Raw genomic sequence first — 18,619 nt, forward strand, 5'->3', positions numbered from 1 at the left:
TCAATCTCTACACTTCCTACTAAAAGTGTTGATTAATTCACTTCAAAATTCGGTTGATGAGCAAATAAATCCTTTGTCGCTTGGTAGACGTGGTAAGCGACATCTTCATTGTTCATGGTGTAAAGATGGACACCTGCCACATCTTGAGTAACCAAATCAACGATTTGATCGACTGCATAAGCCAAGCCAGCTGCGCGAAGAGACTTTGGATCATGCTCATACTTGTCCAGAATGGCTTTAAACTTCCGTGGGATATGAACATTTTCACAAGTCTTAAGGAGACGAAGGGCCTGATTGCGATTGAGAATCGGCATCACTCCTGCATGAATAGGAACATTGATCCCAGCCAAGGTACACTTATCTTGAAAATCATAGAAACGCTCATTATCAAAGAAAAGTTGAGTGACCAAGCTAGAGCACCCTGCATCTACCTTCTTTTTAAGATTTTGAATATCTGAAATTTGGTTGGGAGAATCCGGATGTCCCTCAGGATAGCAGGCACCAATTACCTCAAAATGGGGCGCTTCTGTTTTGATAAATTCAATCAGATCCGTTGCATAACGAAAGTCTTTTAAAGGTTCCACACCAGGGATAATATCCCCACGCAGAGCCAAAATCCGATGAACTCCTACTTCATCTAACTCATGAAGAGTATCAGCCACTTTTTCCTTGCTCAAATAGACGGCTGGCAAGTGAGCAATCGTCGGAATAGACAATTCATTTTGAATGTAATTGGCTAAAGCAACCGTCGTCTCTTTGATATTGTATTTATTATTGCTAGCGGTCACACTAATAAAGTGAGGAGCTAGCTCCTGCATATTTGCCAAAGCACGTAAGAGTTTGGCATTGCCTACTTCAGGATTTGGAGGAAAAACTTCAAATGACAGAGACGGTGTGTGTTGAGACATATTCTATCCTTTTCTTTTGTTTCTTTGATCAAGAACTCTGAGCCACTATTTCTAGGATAAGGGAACGATTCGAAAACCCTCTACACGATGATAGAAGGTCCTCGAAACATTTCTTACAAGTGTTCACGCGCTTCTTTAGCAGCATTAACGAGCTTGATCAAGCTTTCTTTTGTTTCTTTAATTCCGCGAGTCTTCAAACCACAGTCAGGGTTGATCCAAACTTTGCCACTTGGTACTTTAGCCAAGATTGCTTCGATGGTGTGATCAATTTCACCGTCTTGTGGGACACGTGGTGAGTGGATATCGTAAACCCCAGGTCCAACTTCTGTTTGGAAGTTTTTCGCTTTCAACTCATCCAAGATTTCAAGGTTTGAACGGCTTGCCTCAAATGAGATAACGTCTGCATCCAAGTTGTCGATAGCAGGGATGATATCTGTAAATTCTGAGTAACACATGTGAGTGTGGATTTGTGTGTCTGGCGCTACAGTTGAGTGTACCAAACGGAAGGCTGGAATCGCCCAGTCAAGGTAATCTTCGTACCAGTCGCTACGACGAAGTGGCAATTTCTCACGAAGAGCAGCTTCGTCGATTTGGATGATTTTCACGCCTGCAGCTTCAAGGTCAAGAACTTCATCCTTGATAGCAAGAGCGATTTGAAGAGTAGAATCCTTGATAGAGATGTCTTCACGTGGGAATGACCAGTTAAGAATGGTAACAGGTCCAGTCAACATCCCTTTAACAGGTTTATCTGTACGGCTTTGTGCGTAGCTAGACCATTTCACAGTGATTGGGTTAAGACGAGTAACATCTCCCCAGATGATTGGTGGTTTCACCCCACGCATACCGTATGATTGTACCCAACCGTTTTTAGAGAAGAGGTAACCAGACAAGTTTTGACCGAAGTACTCAACCATGTCGTTCCGTTCAAATTCACCGTGTACAAGCACATCAAATCCAACTTCTTCTTGCCATTTGATCCATTCATCAATTGTTTCAGCAAGGAAGGCATCGTATTCTTCTTGAGTCAATTCACCCTTACGGAAGGCCAAACGTTTAGCACGAACTTCTTTCGTTTGAGGGAATGAACCGATGGTTGTTGTTGGAAGCGCTGGAAGTTTGAAGGATTCTTTTTGGATTTCTTCGCGTTCTGCGAAAGCTGGCAAACGAGTGTAGTCTGCTTCTGTCAAAGCTGCGATGCGAGCATGAAGTTCAGCATTTGCTCCAACGCGTTCTGTTGCAAAGAGTTCTTTGTTGGCAGCAAGAGCTTCTGCCCCTTGACCATTTCGGATGGCATCCAAGTCACGCAATTCACCCAATTTTTCAACCGCAAAGGCGAAGTGGTTCAAAATAGCTGGTTCAAAATCTTCATTAGCAGTTGTAAATGGCACATGAAGAAGAGAGCAAGAAGTCGTCAAGACAACCTTTTCAGCTGGAACTTGATCCAAGATTTCCAAGCTCTTTTCATAGTTGTTTCGCCAGATGTTCTTCCCATTTACAATACCTGCATAAAGAGTCTTATCAGCTGGGAAGCCACCTTTCACCAATTCAAGTGTTTTCTTGCCTTCAACAAAGTCAAGACCAATACCATCAACTGGCAAGTTCACAAGGTCATTGTAGACATCACGAACATCACCAAAGTAGGTTTGGATCAAGACTTCAAGGCCTTTCTTATCCGCCAAGAGTTTGTTGTAGAGGTCCAAGAAGAGAGCTTTTTCTTCAGCTGACAAATCTTTAACAAGAGCTGGCTCATCGAGTTGAATACGAGTCGCACCAAGCTCAGCCAATTTGGCAAAAACTTCTTGATAAGCAGCAACCAGGCTGTCTACGAAGTCTTCAGCTTTCACACCATCTTCAAAGTCAGATAATTGAAGGAAAGTGAATGGTCCAACCACTACTGGACGAGTATCAAGACCCAATTCTTTGGCTTCTTGGTACTCATCAAAAATCTTGTGACCAGCCAATTTCACTTCTGTTGTTTTTTCAAATTTAGGAACGATGTAATGGTAGTTGGTGTTGAACCATTTTTTCATTGGAAGGGCACGGACATCCCCTTTTTCACCTTGGTAACCACGCGCCAAAGCGAAGTATTGTTCAAGGTCTGTCAAATCCAAGTTTTGAACAGATGCAGGCACGACGTTGAAAAGGAAGGCTGCATCAAGGAAATTGTCGTAGTGTGAGAAGTCATTTGAAGGAATCTCTGAGATGCCTTGTTCTTTAACAATGTTCCAGTGTTTTGCACGCAAGTCTTTAGCAGCTGCCAAGAGCTCGTCTGCTGAGATTTCTTTTCTAAAGTATTTTTCAGTTGTAAATTTTAATTCACGGAATTCACCCAAACGTGGGAAACCGATAATTGTAGTTGACATGTTGTGTCCTCCAAAAATTCTAATTGACACTATCATATCAGAAGAAAGCCGTCTTGTATAATTGCTTTTACACGAATTTTGATATAGCCAAAAACTATAACACAGATTTAATGGGCCTTGAGACCAGAGATTAAAAGCAAAAACTAGGACTTCTTATAAAGATTTCCTATAGCCCAAGCGTCCCTGAACCATTTCTGAGCGGATTTTGAGCGGATTCCGCTAGAAGAACAGCCCCTAAAAAGCAAAGCAGGCCTTCTCTACTGAGAAAGACCTGTGCAAGCATAAACAAATTGCTTCTGTTTACAAATCTAAGAAATTCTATAAAAATGTATTCGTTAGAACGATTCTATCATCTAGTGAAACTTTCCGCCGTGAGAAAAGTGCTAGAAACACTATTGTTTCTAGCACTCGGAATTATTGAGACCTAAGGCTCAATAATTAGTCTTGGAACTTCGTAGAAGTTCGCTGACGTCCGTAACTCACCTAAGGAAAGTTTTTTAGATGACGTCGTTCCCAATCTGACAGGCCTTCTCTATCGAGAAAGACCTGCTTCTACGAGGAAGTAATTTCCTCTATTTTTTCATTTGCTTCATTAGGCTAATTTAACACAGAAGGCATCCCAAGGGGCCAACTTGCCTGATTCGAGGACTTGTTCTACCTTGGTATTGGCAATGAGAACCTCTTCAACCCCATTGACGAGCGGTAAGTCTTGCTCTTGACTGGAGAGATTGACAACCACCAAATAGGCGTGCTCTCCTTCTACCCGCTTGTAGGCAAAAACCTTGTCTGCTGCGTCCACCAATTCATAATCGGCTGTCACAAGCCAAGGGTACTCTTTTCTCAAAGCAATGAGGGCTTGGTAGGTATAGAAAATAGAGTCTGGATCTGCTAGGGCAGCCTCCACATTGATCTCTTTGTAGTTTGGGTTGACCGCAAGCCATGGATGACCTGTCGTAAAGCCAGCTTCTGCTTCATCATTCCACTGCATCGGTGTCCGGGCATTGTCCCGACCAATATGGCGGATTTGATCCATGATCACTTCGAGCGGCACGCCTTTTTCTAAGGCTTCGTGAGCATAGTTGATCGACTCAATATCTTCTACGTCCTCAAGGCTCTTAAATGGATAGTTGGTCATCCCGATTTCTTCCCCTTGATAGATATAAGGAGTTCCCTTCATCAAGTGAAGCAGAATCGCTAAAGCCTTGGCAGATTTGACACGATAGTTCCCATCATCCCCCCAAGTTGACACAATCCGTGGCAAATCGTGGTTGTTCCAAAAGAGGGAATTCCAGCCTTCGTCTTTTCCTAATTCCGTCTGCCACTTGGTGAAAATTTCCTTCAATTTTGGCACATCCAATTCCTTAGCGTAGTGCCACTTTGGTTGACCCGGTTGGTATTGAAGGCCAATGTGTTCAAATTGGAAAACCATGGACAATTCTTGATTTTTTGGATTGGAGTACTGCTTGGCAATCTCTGGAGTCGCTCCCCAAGTTTCTCCTACTGTAAGCAGATCCTTATCACCAAAGGTTGCTTGATTCATTTCCTTCAAGTAAGGATGGAGCATGGGACCATTGCTGATGATTTCCTGATCTGGGATCTTACCGATCATATCGATCACATCCATACGGAAGCCACCAATTCCCTTATCAATCCAGAAATTCATCATGTCATAGATCTGATGACGGAGCTCCTCGTTTTCCCAGTTGAGGTCTGGTTGCTTCTTACTAAAGTTATGTAGGTAGTATTGTCCTGAAGCTTCATCGAACTCCCAAGCAGAGCCACTAAAAGCTGAAATAATGCCATTGGGCTCATCGCGCCAAATATAGAAATCCCGCTTTGGACTGTCTGGATGTTCACGCGCCTCGATAAACCAAGCATGCTCATCAGAGGTATGGTTGACCACCAAGTCCATGATGATTTTGATCTTGCGTTTCTGACCTTCTGCGATCAATTCTTCCATATCTTCCATGGTACCAAAGATGGAGGCAATATCCTCGTAATCCGAGATGTCATAGCCGTTATCATCCATGGGACTCTTGTAGACTGGTGAGAGCCAGATGGCTGTAATCCCAAGCTTTTCCAGATAGTCTAGCTTGCTCGTGATCCCCTTGAGATCCCCGATGCCATCGCCATTACTATCCTTGAAACTTTTTGGATAAACTTGGTAAATTACGGCATTATGCCACCATTTTTGTTCCATTTTTTCTTCTCCTTTATGATTGTGAAATCACTTTCATCATACAAAAATAGGGGTGATATTGCAAGAGTTTACAAGTCTTCTCCCTCTTCACTTGAATAAATCACTTCAAAGAGACGTTGGCGCAAGCCTTCCTCCAAAGGCGTGATGACCTTCATCAACTGTTTCCAATCCTTGGCTCTTGAACAAGCCGCAAATAATTCATTTTTCCTATCGTAGGCCAGGTTAGCAGATTTCAAGAGTTCAAACATCCGATCTTCTTTAGCAATCGGACGCGATTGTAGCTCACCCATCGCAATTTCTTGACTTTGATTGTCAACTAAAATAGGGGCTGTCTCAAAGGTATGGAGCAAGAAACGGTGTTGTCTCTTTTCAGGAAGCAAGGCTAGATCACCTGACAGATCCATCCTAATCTTTCTTTCATCCCAATCGACTGTTAGGCGGGTTTCAACCTTACCAGCTCCTTCTCCTTCGACGAGTACAAAGGAACGATTGTCACCTGGGAAGAGATGCCAGTCCAGCATTTCTGGAAGCTCCACTCCTGTCTGTGGTTGTGCATCCATAGGGATGATGGCTCCTGCACGTGCAAAGACTGGAATATCCTGGCTGGTCCTAAAGATCGTGAGCTTGCCTCTTCCTTCATACTTCCAGTCATGGAAGAAATCGTACCAAACGCCGTCTGGGAACCAAACGCTCACAGAAGCACTATGAAAGACAGGATCCAGCGCTTCGGTAATTGGCGCCACCATGAGTTCACTGCCAAAGAAATATTGATTTTTCGCTTCATAAGCCTCTTCTTCGTTTGGATAGTGGTAATAGAGGGGTTGAACCAAAGGTAGTCCTTCTTCGTGTGTCGCCACATTCATAGTGTAGAGATAAGGCAGTAAGCTATGGCGCAGGCGCAAATACTGCTTCATCAAGCGACAGGTCTCAGACGAGTAAAACCACGGTTCCTTACTGTTAAAGGCATTACAAGAACTATGAAGACGATTGATCGGGCTAAAAACCCCAAACTGCAACCAGCGAAGAGCCAAGTCTTCATCATAGTAGCCCCGCATATGGCCACCGATATCGTGACTCCACCAGGTGTAGCCGATATTGGAAGCTGTGCTAGTAAAATAGGGTTGAAAGGCTAGGGATTCCCAAGTCACAATAGTGTCCCCTGAAAAACCGATCGGATACCGATGGCTACCAGGACCCCCATAACGCGATAAGATGAGACCAGCTTGGCCTTTTCGACAATTGTCTAGATAATGATAGTGATTTAACAACCAAAGGGGATCCATCTTGCCATGACTACCTTGCTGCCAATCAATCCACCAAAAGTCCACTCCTTGATCTTCCAAAGGATGGTGGACATCTTCAAAATAAGCTTCGCGAAAAGCTGGACTATAAAAGTCAAAGCTAGCCGCTTCTTCTTTTTCTGCATCCAGTCCCAAGCGTTTTGCGACCATGGGATAAGCATCTTCGAAGGCGCGAATTCCATCTGCCGGATGGACATTTAAGGTCACCTTTAAACCACGCTCATGTAGGCCATTTAAGAAGGTAGCTGGATCAGGAATCAAATCCCGGTTCCAACTATAGCCCGTCCAACCACTTCCAAAGCGAGCAGGGATCGCTGTCTTGTGCCAGTCCATATCGATCACACTGACCGCAAGAGGCACCCCTTCTGCTTTGAATCGATCCATCAAATCTGTGTACTCCTGACTGGTATAAGGCCAATAGCGACTCCACCAGTTTCCCAGAGCATAACGTGGCAAGAGTGGGGGCTGTCCTGTCAGATGGTAAAAATCTTTTAAGGCACCTAGATAATCGCGCCCATAACCGAAGAAATACAGATCCACTTCTGGATAGGAGCGTGCTCTAAACCCGCTTTCGTCATCATACAAGTAGGAAGCGGAATCGTCTAATAGAGCATAACCAGCCTTGCTCAAGATTCCATCTTGCAACTCCATAGCCCCATCGACCTCGTCAAGTGTCCGACTGGTCCCCTTTAAGGTCTCCGGCTGATCTCCATAGAGCCACCGGCTCCCATAGACTGCATACTGACCCTTGAGTTCGATATAAAGTCGATCCGGTGCAAAAGGTCCTTTTTCAAAATGGAGGTGGAGATGCTCTGTATGAAGGTCGAGAACAGCTTCTGTCTCTACAACCTCACAGGCAACAGGTCCAAAATCTCGATTTTGTATAACTTGCGTCTGACCATCTTCAAAAACACCATCCTCTGAGTATTCCAAGCGCACCAAGGATTCCGTTAATACGGAGATCCGATAGTTTTCTCCCTTTATCACTGGTCCTGCCATTTGTCTGTCCTCCTCTTTTTATAGGGCATCTGACTAGCCCTCTTTTCATCTGGTTCGCCTCACTAGGTAAGCGCTTACGATTTTACTATAGCACTCAAAAAAAGGCCTGTCAACACTTGACAGAGCCTTTCCTAAAATTTTATAAGATCAACTTCCCCAATTGATCAAGAGATACATGAGACTCGAGCCAAACATATCTGCCAAGGCATGCATGAGGAAAAATGGCAAGAGATTCTTGACGACCTTCTTGTACATGACGTAATAAAAGAGTCCATAAATGACGCCAATCACAAGGGCCCAGAGAAGCCCTTGATAGGTATGGAAAGAAAAGCGGATCAGGGTTGAAAAGGCCAGCGCCTTCCACTTGTTCTTCTCACTTACCGAAGTCATTAAGCCCAAAAAGAAAAATTCTTCATAAAATCCATTGAGCAAACCATAAGCAATTGCCATGGGACTCAGAGCCATGAACTTATGGAGGATCTGCATGGGATCGATATAGGGCCAAAGACTCGGACTTAGGTAATTGTATTCACCCGAGACTGTTGAAATCACATCCCCAAAAAGTCCCATCGCTGCAAAGAGCAGGGGCACCCAGATCAAGGTGGACCACTTAAAGCGGATCGGCAATTGTTTAAAATCAAAGCGACGAAGCAGCAAGTAAAGAAGAGCTAGAGCCAGTAAGATCAACTGCAAGGTCATATTGCTCGAATAAGCAGCTCCTTCACTTGCAGTATTGCTACTGTTTGTGGCTACTGCAGTCTGCGCGACTGGCTGAAAACTGGCTAAAAACAGCTGGGTCGAGCGGATAATGAATTGCCCAAAAAGAATGGCTGTCACAATACCAATATCAAACCATTTGAGTTCTTTTAAGGGCTGTTTGGGTCGTATTCTGTTAAAAAATATCATCTTTCATCCTTCTATTCCCACAATGGAAGTATTTTTGTTTCTCTTACTTTAGCAATCAATACTTAAAGAAGAGTTAACCTAGAGAAGAAAAAAACGACCTTTGGGCCGTTTCCATTACACTATTAGTCTAACAAATCTTGGATTCTATCTAAATATTGGTTGTCTGTCACTGCCATCACGCGCACCCCTTCAGGCCAGATAAAGTCGGGACCAATCTGAATATGAAGCGGTTGGTCTTCCGCATCTCGATAGCCGATAATATTGAGATGGTACTCCTCTCTGACAGCCAAGTCCTGAAGGCTTTTTCCTACCCAGCTAGCTGGAACCGTAAACTCAGCCACCACCACTGCTTCATCCAACTGGAAGACTTCAATCCCGTGTTGGAAGAGGATCATCTTAGCTAGAGACATCCCCGCTTCTACCTCTGGTAGGATGACCAAATCAGCTCCAATCTTCTCAAGGACTTCCTTGGTCACTTCATTCTTGACCTTGGCAATGACGTGCTCGACGCCAAGTGCCTTACAGTGCATGACCGCCAGGACACTTGATTCCAAGTTTTCTCCCGTCGCAATGACGACTGTGTCACAGTTCCCAATATCTGCCGCATCCAAGAGGTCCATTTCCGTAATGTCTCCAACAATCCCAGTTGTAATCATAGGTTCATACTGGTTGATCACATCTTCATGATCGTCAATTGCAATGATATCCACATCCTGGTCCTGCAGGGTTTTTAAGACACTCTGTCCAAAAATCCCTAATCCCAGAATTCCAATGGTTCGATTTGCCATAAGTCTCTCCTATCCGATAATGATGTCTGCCTTGGCATATTGCAAGGCATCTGCTTTTTTGGCTTTGTAATTGTTCAAGCTGACCATAAGGGTCAAGGGGCCGATCCGACCGATAAACATGAGCACCATGATGATGCCAAGTCCCGCTCCATTTAAGGTCGAGGTCACATTGGCCGTTACGCCCACTGTCGCTAAAGCTGATACCACCTCAAAGACCAGGTACAGAAAACGTTGACCATCCGGCGTCACAAGACAAAGACCAAAGAGACCCAGGATAAAGGTCAACTGGAAAATCACTGCTGTGCCCAAAGAACGTTGCACCAAGTCTGGTGCGATGGTTCGTTTTCCTAAATTGGTATGTGGCAACCCCAGCAATTCCTTGCGCGCTAAGAGGATCAAGACCAAGAAGGTGGTGATCTTCATCCCTCCTGCTGTCCCACCTGGTGCCCCACCTAGGAACATCTGGAGGATATAGACAAAGAGCGTTACAGGTCGGACTGCTGTATAATCCAGTGAGGCAAAGCCAGCCGTCCGCATACTGACCGTTTGGAAGAAGCTGACCAAGATCTTCTCTCCCAATGGAAGGGACCCAATCGTTGCTGGATTATTAAACTCTGTCAAAAGACTAGTCACTGTCCCAAAGAGAAGGATAGCAGCTGTCAACCAGAGAACCACCTTAGTATGGAAACGAAGAGTCCGTCGTCCCGATTGGTTGCGGGCCTTGGTGGCTAGGTCAAACCAGACCATGAAGCCCAAGCCTCCGGTAATGATCAGAGCAGATAAGGTCATATTGACCAACCAATCGGTCTGGAAACTCATCATACTATCGCCCCCAAAATTATCAAAGCCTGCATTACAAAAGGCGGAAACTGCGACAAAGATGGAGTTAAAGATCCCATGGCCCCAGCCAAAGCGAGGAATAAAGCGAGTCATGAGGAGCAAGGCCCCGACACCTTCGATGGTAAAGGTGGTAATAAAGATGGAGCGGACAAAACGGGTCAAGCTTTGATTATTGCTAAAGCTAAAGCTGTCCCGAATAGTCTGCCGGTCCTTGAAACTGAGCTTTTGGCGACTTTCCATAAAGAAGAGACCAATAAAGGTCAAAATCCCTAGGCCTCCAATCTGAATCAAGAGCATACAAATCAATTGCCCCCAGCCATTATAGGTCGAAGCCACCGACTGGGTAAAGAGCCCTGTCACACAGACCATAGAGACCGCGGTAAAGAGGTGGTCGATGTAGCCTGCTGTTGAGCTTACTTGCTGGACAAAGGGCAAACTCAGTAAGAGAGAGCCTATCAGGATAACCAAGGCAAAGCTGAGAAAGATCCGCCTTGCTGGAGACAAGCGAGTCAATTTGGCCCGCCATTGTTTAAAAAATAATTTGTCTAACATAGCTTCATTGTATCATAAAAAAAGAAAAGATTTATAAGTGATGAACCATCTCAAGGCACAATTCTAAGGCCTTCTCAAAAGCTTCTGAGCCCCAGTCACGTTGGTCATAATTTTCCAGATCTGCTAGAGAATCTGCGGTAAATAGGAGCATGCCCCAAATCGCCCCACGAAGTTGGGCCACTGCAGCAAGTGAAGCACACTCCATCTCCACCACACTACACCCTTCTTCGATGCGATAGGCCACCTTGTCAGGTGTTTCCCTATAAAAACCGTCGGTCGACCAGGTCATGACTTCTTGATAAAGAATTTCTTTTCCTTTCAAGACCGTTTCAATAGCATTCAGGGCACGGCCGTCCACCTCTATATAACGAGAAGGAGCGACATAATGGTAACTGGCTCCTTCATCTCGCAAGGCCTTGGTCGGGATTAAAAAAGCATTTTCTTCAATGTCCACCAAGACGCCACAGCTTCCTGAGGAAATGATTTTCCTCACCCCATAGCCAATCAACCAATCCATGAATTGGGCAGCAGGTGCAGATCCAACTGGCGCTTGTGCCAAGCAGAGTTTCTCCCCTTGGTGCTCCAGAACATAGACTGGATAAGCCTTGGTAGCTGAGACAAAGGTAGCCACTTGCTCAGCTCCAACAGTTTTGGCAAAGCGGTCAATCTCATCCTCCAGGAAAGCATAGATGCATTTTTCAGGTAGGTGCAGGTCTAACCCCTCATGGGTCGGCATCAGGACTGCCTGTGGGTTGTCGTCAAACTCTAAAATAGGAATTTCATGTTTTTGGATCATCCCTTCTCCTTTTTAATGGGTATTTCTTTAATGATACGGGCTGGGTTTCCTCCAAGAACTACATTATCTCCAAAGGATTTGGTCACGACTGCCCCAGCGCCAGCGACCACATTGTCACCCAGCGTCACACCAGGAAGAATGGTGACCCCTCCTCCCGCCCAGAAGTTGTCTCCTATCGTAATCGGCGCCCCGTATTCGAGACCAGAATTGCGCTCATCTGGATCCAGTGGGTGCAAGGGCGTCAAAAATTGGCAATTGGGACCAATCATGGCATTATTGCCGATCGTAATGGGACAAATGTCCAACATGGTTAAATTGTAATTGGCATAGAAATTTTCTCCCAGATGGATGTTGACCCCATAATCCACAAGAACCTGACGATTGAGATAGAGGTTTTCACCGGTTGATCCAAACCACTCTTTGATGATAGCTGCCCCTTTTTTAGGATCCACCTCTTGGTTAAAAGCTTCTTGTTTCTCCCGAGAGGCTTGGGCCAAAGCCCGCAATTCAAGGTCCGCAGGTTTATAAAAATCACCTGCAATCATTTTTTCATATTCACTGGCCATAAGGAAACCTCCACGTTATTTTGACATATTATAGCAGAATTCCCCCTTTAAAACAAACGTCAGAATAAGGTTTGTAAGAAAAAAGATCATAAACACTTAAAAACACTTAACAAAACTTGCATCCGCTTACAAAATAATGTACAATAAAGACAAGAACAGAAATAAGGAGCGAATTCATGTACCAGGAACAACGGCTCGAAAAAATCCTAGAACTTTTAGAAGAGCGAAAACAGCTATCAGCTAAAGAAATGGTCGACTATTTCAAGGTCTCAAAAGATACTATTCGCAGAGACTTTGCTCTCCTTAGCCAACGCCAGCTGGTTCGTAGGACCCATGGTGGACTCCTCCCCTTAAACAAAGAACCCGGCCCTTCTTACCTAGACCGTAGTCAGAAAGCCAACAAGGAAAAGACTGCTATGGCTCAAAAGGCCCTGCAATTGATACAAGATGACCAAGTAATCTTTCTCGACGTTTCCACCTCGATGACCCTGCTTGCTGGCTTGCTTAACAAGGAAGTCACAGTCTATTCGCATTCCCTTGACAATGCCATCCAGCTCAGTAGCCATTCTCAGGTTGACTTTCATCTTTTAGGAGGAAAATTCTACCCTAAAAACCGCTTTTACTATGACGCGAATCAAGCACAAATACTGGACAATCTTCGCTTTGATCTCGCTTTTTTTGGAGCGAGTAGCTTAGCCAATGGTGAAGTCACCTTTGAGGATGCCGAAGACGTTGCCGTCAAGTCTCTCGTTTTTGAACGAGCTCGTACCAAGGTGCTGGTGGCAGAAAGCATCAAGTTCTCCCAAAATGCCAACTACTATCTCGCTCATCTCAAGCAATTTGACTATTGGATTACCGACCAAAAACCAAGCCCGGAAATCCTAAAACAAGTTGGCAACGAAACCACTATTCTTTACTAGGAGGTAATTTTATGTCTCACATCCGTCTCATCATCAGCGATATCGATGGCACCATCTTAAATGATCTACACCAGATCGATTCTGATTTACTGACTCTCATCCCAGATTTGAAACGCGAAGAGATTCCTTTCGTTCTGGCCTCTGCTCGTTCTCCCAAAGGGATGGCTCCTATTGCCAAAGAGCTCGGTATAGAAGACTGCCCCATGGCCTGCTACAACGGGGCCTTGATTCAAAAAGGCGAGCAGGTTCTGTTTGAGCATCCCTTAGACAAGAATGAAGCTCGTCAGTTTATCGACTGGGCCAACCAACACTTCCCTCAAGTTTCGATCAACCTCTATAGCGGAAAAGACTGGATGACCGATCATCTCGACCAATGGAGCCGAGAGGAAGCCCGGATTACAGGGGAAAAACCTCTTATTCTTCCCCTATTGGATCCTTTGCTGGATATGACAAAGCCCCTCCACAAATTGCTCTTAATTGGAGAAGCAGAAGAGATCCAAGCCCTCTATCGTGCTATTTCTGCCGATGACTTCCCTTCTACCGCCTTTTATCTCTCCAAAGCCAACTACCTAGAAGTTACTGCTAAGCACGTCTCTAAAGAGGATGCTCTGGTTGAACTCGCCAACCACTACCACTTGAGCTTAGAAGAAGTCCTCACCATGGGGGACAACTTCAATGACCTTCCTATGCTCAAAAAAGCAGGCATCGGTGTCGCTATGGGCAACGCTCCTCAAGAGGTGAAAGACGAAGCAGCAGTCGTGACAAAGGACAATAATGAAAACGGGGCTGGGCAAGCGGTTGAAACCTATGTGTTGATCTAGTCATCCGTTTAAAAAGGACGTCGAGTATAATACCCGACGTCCTTTTTGACGAATGTATAGCACTAAAACTACATCATTTTCATATAAATGCTATCCCAACAATGTCTGCAGAATTGGAACCACAATCACAAATAAGACTGTGCTGAGAGTGACCACATTCGTTGAAAACTCAACATCGCCTTTACCTTGATTGGCAAGGATAGGAAGAACTGCCAAGGCTGGTGTTGCTGATTGAATCATAAAGGTTCTAAATTCTGGTGCCACCATATTTGGAGAGAAGAACTTCAGAACCAAGAGCATGATGACCGGTGCAAGAATAAAACGACCAACCAGTGTGATAATGGTATCTTTATCAAAGCGAATGGTGTTCAAACCTGCCTTAGCTAGGATGATACCGATATAGACAAGAGATAAGGGCGTTGTTAAACTACCAATATAAGTCAAGGTGCTTTCCGCAAAACTTGGAACAGGAATACGTAACACCAAAAAGACGAGGGCTACGAGAAAACCTAATAAAGGAGCTGGGAAAAGCTTCTTCCAATTAAATTTTTGAGCCTGTTTTGAAGCCCCTTCTTTACTATCAGAAGTCATTAGATAGACACCTAATGTCCAAGTAGATACTGTATTTGTAATATAATAAACCAAGAAGTAAGGAAGGGCTTGATTTCCAAACAAAGCGATATTTAAAGGCAAACCAATAAATATGGTATTGGCATTAACAAAGGTATTAATCATGGTTCCTCGACGACCCGGGCGCACTTTAAAAACTTTCACTGCGATAAAGGCCGCTAGGTAACCAAGAATGAAGGCGATAAAGGTATACAACAAACCGCCAGACAAGCTAATCAATTTATCTAAAGTTAAATATTTAAGAACAGAGGTAAAAATTGCAACAGGCATGGCCACGTTCATAATCAGTTTAGATAAGTCATTTCCAAAACTCTCTTGAAACCAACCTCGGACTTGCAAGAAATAACCAAGAATGATGATGACGATAATGGGTACAATACTCTGAATTGACGTTAAAAAGATTTCCATAGTCTCCCTTTCTATCTAACAGGACATACAAGAAAAGGTGTACAAGGCATCCAGTCGCACTCGTACACCTCCATTAAATTTACTTATTTATATTCTGGATACCATTTCAAATCACGTACCGCTTTAGCCATATCTGTTTCTTGAGCACGCGCAAGACCTTGTTCTTGCGCTTTTTTAGCAACTGCTTCTGCTACTTTGATAGAAACATCAGCTACATACTTGAATGGAGGTAAGACTGGTGCTCCTGGTTCGCCTGGATTGACAATCCCACTCAATGAATGTGCGGCTGCTCCAATCATTTCATCCGTCAAAAGACTCGCTTCAGAAGCCAGCATACCAAGTCCAAGACCTGGGTAAATCAGGGCATTATTCGCTTGACCAATCACGTAGTCCACACCTTTATAGGAAACTGTACCAGCTGGAATTCCTGTTGCAACAAATGCTTTTCCGTCTGACCATTCGATCAAATCTTTGGCACTTGCCTCAGCTAGTTTGGTCGGGTTTGACAATGGGAAAATGATAGGACGTTCAGTGTTTTCACACATAGCTTCTACAATTTCTTTTGTGAAAGTATTCGGCTGAGTTGAAGTTCCCACAAGAATGGTTGGTTTAACCGTCTTCACTACTTCAAGAAGGTCCGTCAACTGATCTGCATTGGCAAAATCAGAACGTTTCTTAGCAAATGGTTTTTGTTGCGGCGTTAAGTCATCCATATCATCAAAAAGGAGACCTTGTTTGTCGACCATAAAGAAGCGTTTATAAGCTTCTTCTTCAGGTAGACCTTCACTAACCATTTCACGAAGGACACGAGAAGCAATCCCTGCACCAGCAGTCCCACCACCATAGCAGAGATAAACTTGATCCGTTAATTTTTCACCTGTAATATCCAATGCCCCAAAGATACCTCCAAGGGTTACGATACCAGTTCCTTGGATATCATCGTTAAAGGTTGGAATTTGCTTCCGGTATTTTTCAAGGATGTTAGCAGCATTTAAGCGACCAAAATCTTCCCAGTGCAGATAGAGTTTAGGGAAGAGGCGTTCTGCAGTTTGAACAAATTGATCGATAAAATCATAATAACGATCTCCACGCACACGTTCGTGACGATTTCCTAAGTAATTAGGATTGTTACGCAATTCTTCACGGTTGGTACCTGCATCAATGACCAAAGGAAGCACCGTTGAAGGATCGATTCCTGCAGCTCCAGTATAGACCATCAATTTCCCAACAGAAATATCAACACCATTTGTACCCCAGTCACCAATACCGAGAATACCTTCTGCATCTGTCACAACAATAAGACGAATTTCACGGTCCCCTGCTGCATTTTTCAAAGTTGCTTCGATATTTTCAGGATGATTGATATCAAGATATGCGGCATATTGTGGATCTACAAAGAGATCGCTATACCCTTCAATGGTATCAGCAATGGTTGGGTCATAGACAATGGGATTAAATTCTTCCAAATGTTGAGCAAATAGGTAGTAAAATAGAGTACGATTTGTATTAAAAATTTCCATTAGGAACAAACGTTTTTCCAAATCATTAACCTTTGTTTGCATTTGCGCATAAGTTTGCGCTGCTTGTTCTTCAATGGTTTGAACGTAAGGTGGTAGGAGGCCAATGAGACCTAGTTGCTTACGTTCCTCTAAAGTAAAGGCAGTTCCCTTGTTAAGGAAAGGGTTGTTTAAAATATCATGTGCAGTCATCATGTGACCTCCTTATTTATTTTATTCTATTATAACACTTATTTTCTTTAAATGACACTTTGTTATGTATATGATACAATATGAATGAATCAGGCAATGAATGTTCAGGCGATGCAACCGAAAATGATGCGATTTCAAAAGATAACAAAATAATAGGTTTATCCATCACTTCCTAGATAGTCACGGTCATCTCTTAAAAAAGCCTGTTCCTTTCCACCTTTTAGAAGGTTATTCTCATCAAAAGATCCACTGTTTTCAGGTACTCTTTTTTCCACTTATGATGATCAATACCTATAAAAACCATAGATAATAAATCTAAAATATGTTTGTTATAAAATACTTTGTTTTGTTTAAGGTGTTATTTTTGTCATTTAAAACTTGTATTCTGGTTACATGAAAACAAAACATTATTTACAACGGTATATAGCGCAAAAGGTCAAATATTTGCGAAAAAAACAAAACATGAGTCAAGAGGAGCTATCGGAACGGGCAGATCTTGGATTAAAATACATCAATCAATTGGAAAATCAAAACGTGAATCTGACCATTCACAGTCTTGAAAAAGTCATTTCTGCTCTTGAGTTAACGCCTGAAGAATTCTTCAATTTTGATTCACTCGAAGCGTCTTCAGATCCTACTGACAGCCTTTCACTTAAGAGAGTAAATATGAAAATTAAGCAACTTCCAGTTGGAAAAAGGGAGAAGATCCTAACGATTTTCGAAGATCTTTTAGATAGCCTTTAATTGTCCTCTGACTCACCTCAGATTGTAACAAACAAAAAATCATATAGTCAAATTAGCTATCACGGATAATTTTTGCTTATCCATGTCTGTCTATTTAGAAGAGGGAGCCCAATGAATCTTAAGGACTTTTATTATTTTCTTGATCTTAGTCAACAGCAATCCTTTACTGGGGTTGCCCAAAAACACGGGATCAGTCAACCATCCGTTTCCTTTGCGATTAAACGACTAGAAAAGGAATTTCACTGTCCATTAATCGCGCACGATCCTTCTCATCGTACTTTCAAATTGACGCCCCAAGGAGAAATCTTGCTACGACATATTCAAAAGGTCTTACCTGAGATTCAAGGGGCCAAAAAAGAGATCCTCCGGAGTCTCTCTCAATTCAATACGGTTGGTTTCCCACCAATCATCATTGACTATCTTGTCCGAAAACAACCCGCCTTTATCAGTAATGTTGCAGCTCTTCAAAGTATCCATCCTGTCCAAGAAGGATCTGTTGAACTTTTAGAAATGCTTTCCAAAGGAGAACTAGATGCTAGTTTTTTAGGGAGTTTAGAACCGATTAAAGATCATCGCTTCCAGGTAAGAGAAATGGCCAAACGAGATCTCTTCTATATCCTTCATCACAACCATCCACTAGCCTCAAAAAAAGTATTACAATTTTCAGACGTCATCGATGAAGATTTTATCATTCCAGACGAGCACTTTGTTCATTTAAAAGCCTTTGAACAGTTGAATGAGCGCTATCACCATGAGGCTACGCCCTTCTTTCAGACGGATGATATTCAGCTTCTAAAACAACTCCTTCGTAAACAAGTGGGGATCAGTTTACTAGCAGATCTTGCACTAACAGATGGTGAAGAAGAACTGATCGCGATTCCGATGGCAGAAAATGAACGGATCAGCTTTTACGTTTCACTAGTTGAACCGAAGGAAAGTAATCTCAAACCGGAGGTCATCCAATTCTTTGAAAAATTACTAAACTAGTCGTAGTCTTTGTTCTTAGTGCTAATGCAGAAACATAAATAAAGTGACTAGCTAGTATTTTTTACGACTAAAAAATAGAGTAGAAATGCCGATAAAATAAGGATTCCTGCAAATTGCTAGGAATCCTATTTTCTTTCGCATGTATTGTATAATTAAATTATTTTGTGTATATTTCACTTAT

15 protein-coding genes are annotated in these 18,619 nt (G+C 43.3%); 4 read left to right on the plus strand and 11 right to left on the minus strand.

What is annotated here, in order from left to right; all coding sequences use genetic code 11:
- Nucleotides 1-32: 32 nt before the first annotated feature.
- The 9 genes from metF to NMM13_RS02570 all read right to left on the minus strand — a co-directional run bounded on the left by metF (nt 33) and on the right by NMM13_RS02570 (nt 12,219).
- The gene (metF, locus tag NMM13_RS02530) at nt 33-908 is read right to left on the minus strand and encodes a methylenetetrahydrofolate reductase [NAD(P)H] (protein WP_049486236.1); all 876 of its coding nucleotides are present in this window, start codon (nt 906-908) and stop codon (nt 33-35) included.
- A gap of 113 nt (nt 909-1,021) precedes the next feature.
- Nucleotides 1,022-3,271, minus strand: coding sequence for a 5-methyltetrahydropteroyltriglutamate--homocysteine S-methyltransferase (gene metE / locus NMM13_RS02535; protein WP_254727406.1), 2,250 nt, complete (start codon nt 3,269-3,271; stop codon nt 1,022-1,024).
- Between the two features lie 592 nt (nt 3,272-3,863).
- The gene (locus tag NMM13_RS02540) at nt 3,864-5,471 is read right to left on the minus strand and encodes an alpha-glucosidase (protein ID WP_254727409.1); all 1,608 of its coding nucleotides are present in this window, start codon (nt 5,469-5,471) and stop codon (nt 3,864-3,866) included.
- Between the two features lie 68 nt (nt 5,472-5,539).
- On the minus strand, nt 5,540-7,771 hold the full coding sequence (locus tag NMM13_RS02545; RefSeq protein ID WP_254727412.1) for a glycoside hydrolase family 31 protein: 2,232 nt from the start codon (nt 7,769-7,771) through the stop codon (nt 5,540-5,542).
- A gap of 147 nt (nt 7,772-7,918) precedes the next feature.
- The gene (locus NMM13_RS02550) at nt 7,919-8,677 is read right to left on the minus strand and encodes a CPBP family intramembrane glutamic endopeptidase (RefSeq protein ID WP_049474097.1); all 759 of its coding nucleotides are present in this window, start codon (nt 8,675-8,677) and stop codon (nt 7,919-7,921) included.
- A 122-nt stretch (nt 8,678-8,799) separates the two neighbouring features.
- Complete coding sequence (locus NMM13_RS02555; RefSeq protein ID WP_049471856.1) at nt 8,800-9,465, minus strand: TrkA family potassium uptake protein; 666 nt, start codon at nt 9,463-9,465, stop codon at nt 8,800-8,802.
- 9 nt (nt 9,466-9,474) lie between these two features.
- Nucleotides 9,475-10,857, minus strand: coding sequence for a TrkH family potassium uptake protein (locus tag NMM13_RS02560; protein ID WP_201087528.1), 1,383 nt, complete (start codon nt 10,855-10,857; stop codon nt 9,475-9,477).
- A 31-nt stretch (nt 10,858-10,888) separates the two neighbouring features.
- Nucleotides 10,889-11,653, minus strand: a complete 765-nt coding sequence (locus tag NMM13_RS02565; RefSeq protein ID WP_254727415.1) for a nucleoside phosphorylase — start codon at nt 11,651-11,653, stop codon at nt 10,889-10,891.
- Nucleotides 11,650-12,219, minus strand: coding sequence for a sugar O-acetyltransferase (locus NMM13_RS02570; protein ID WP_254727418.1), 570 nt, complete (start codon nt 12,217-12,219; stop codon nt 11,650-11,652). Before NMM13_RS02570 ends, NMM13_RS02565 begins: the two co-directional genes overlap by 4 nt.
- A 176-nt stretch (nt 12,220-12,395) precedes the next feature.
- Here NMM13_RS02570 and NMM13_RS02575 point away from each other — a divergent pair, with 176 nt between their 5' ends.
- Complete coding sequence (locus tag NMM13_RS02575) at nt 12,396-13,139, plus strand: DeoR/GlpR family DNA-binding transcription regulator (RefSeq protein ID WP_049490390.1); 744 nt, start codon at nt 12,396-12,398, stop codon at nt 13,137-13,139.
- A gap of 11 nt (nt 13,140-13,150) precedes the next feature.
- A complete protein-coding gene (locus NMM13_RS02580) occupies nt 13,151-13,960 on the plus strand; it encodes a Cof-type HAD-IIB family hydrolase (RefSeq protein ID WP_049490392.1) in 810 nt (269 codons plus the stop codon).
- Nucleotides 13,961-14,050: 90 nt separating this feature from the next.
- Here the strand turns inward: NMM13_RS02580 and NMM13_RS02585 are convergent, their stop codons facing one another.
- Both NMM13_RS02585 and NMM13_RS02590 read right to left on the minus strand, forming a co-directional pair.
- Nucleotides 14,051-14,998 (minus strand): AEC family transporter, encoded by a 948-nt coding sequence (locus tag NMM13_RS02585; RefSeq protein ID WP_254727421.1) that lies wholly within the window; start codon nt 14,996-14,998, stop codon nt 14,051-14,053.
- A gap of 83 nt (nt 14,999-15,081) precedes the next feature.
- Nucleotides 15,082-16,707 carry a malolactic enzyme gene (locus NMM13_RS02590; RefSeq protein ID WP_049490433.1) on the minus strand — a complete coding sequence of 542 codons (1,626 nt, stop codon included), beginning with the start codon at nt 16,705-16,707 and terminating at the stop codon, nt 15,082-15,084.
- 393 nt (nt 16,708-17,100) lie between these two features.
- Between NMM13_RS02590 and NMM13_RS02595 the strand changes: the two genes are divergently transcribed.
- Together NMM13_RS02595 and NMM13_RS02600 are read left to right on the plus strand one after the other, a co-directional pair.
- Nucleotides 17,101-17,451, plus strand: coding sequence for a helix-turn-helix domain-containing protein (locus tag NMM13_RS02595; protein ID WP_023919061.1), 351 nt, complete (start codon nt 17,101-17,103; stop codon nt 17,449-17,451).
- 111 nt (nt 17,452-17,562) lie between these two features.
- Entirely contained in the window at nt 17,563-18,438 is an 876-nt protein-coding gene (locus tag NMM13_RS02600; protein WP_254727424.1) for a LysR family transcriptional regulator, read from the plus strand.
- The last annotated feature ends 181 nt before the right edge of the window (nt 18,439-18,619 follow it).

Origin of the sequence: Streptococcus sp. CF8_St5-11, assembly GCF_024295625.1 — a bacterium.
GTDB lineage: Bacteria > Bacillota > Bacilli > Lactobacillales > Streptococcaceae > Streptococcus.

What these genes read in the sequence shown, in the direction of transcription:
- metF (WP_049486236.1), bottom strand. Translation starts at nt 908, where the DNA reads ATGTCTCAACACACACCGTCTCTGTCATTTGAAGTTTTTCCTCCAAAT.
- metE (WP_254727406.1), bottom strand. Translation starts at nt 3,271, where the DNA reads ATGTCAACTACAATTATCGGTTTCCCACGTTTGGGTGAATTCCGTGAA.
- NMM13_RS02540 (WP_254727409.1), bottom strand. Translation starts at nt 5,471, where the DNA reads ATGGAACAAAAATGGTGGCATAATGCCGTAATTTACCAAGTTTATCCA.
- NMM13_RS02545 (WP_254727412.1), bottom strand. Translation starts at nt 7,771, where the DNA reads ATGGCAGGACCAGTGATAAAGGGAGAAAACTATCGGATCTCCGTATTA.
- NMM13_RS02550 (WP_049474097.1), bottom strand. Translation starts at nt 8,677, where the DNA reads ATGATATTTTTTAACAGAATACGACCCAAACAGCCCTTAAAAGAACTC.
- NMM13_RS02555 (WP_049471856.1), bottom strand. Translation starts at nt 9,465, where the DNA reads ATGGCAAATCGAACCATTGGAATTCTGGGATTAGGGATTTTTGGACAG.
- NMM13_RS02560 (WP_201087528.1), bottom strand. Translation starts at nt 10,857, where the DNA reads ATGTTAGACAAATTATTTTTTAAACAATGGCGGGCCAAATTGACTCGC.
- NMM13_RS02565 (WP_254727415.1), bottom strand. Translation starts at nt 11,653, where the DNA reads ATGATCCAAAAACATGAAATTCCTATTTTAGAGTTTGACGACAACCCA.
- NMM13_RS02570 (WP_254727418.1), bottom strand. Translation starts at nt 12,219, where the DNA reads ATGGCCAGTGAATATGAAAAAATGATTGCAGGTGATTTTTATAAACCT.
- NMM13_RS02575 (WP_049490390.1), top strand. Translation starts at nt 12,396, where the DNA reads ATGTACCAGGAACAACGGCTCGAAAAAATCCTAGAACTTTTAGAAGAG.
- NMM13_RS02580 (WP_049490392.1), top strand. Translation starts at nt 13,151, where the DNA reads ATGTCTCACATCCGTCTCATCATCAGCGATATCGATGGCACCATCTTA.
- NMM13_RS02585 (WP_254727421.1), bottom strand. Translation starts at nt 14,998, where the DNA reads ATGGAAATCTTTTTAACGTCAATTCAGAGTATTGTACCCATTATCGTC.
- NMM13_RS02590 (WP_049490433.1), bottom strand. Translation starts at nt 16,707, where the DNA reads ATGACTGCACATGATATTTTAAACAACCCTTTCCTTAACAAGGGAACT.
- NMM13_RS02595 (WP_023919061.1), top strand. Translation starts at nt 17,101, where the DNA reads ATGAAAACAAAACATTATTTACAACGGTATATAGCGCAAAAGGTCAAA.
- NMM13_RS02600 (WP_254727424.1), top strand. Translation starts at nt 17,563, where the DNA reads ATGAATCTTAAGGACTTTTATTATTTTCTTGATCTTAGTCAACAGCAA.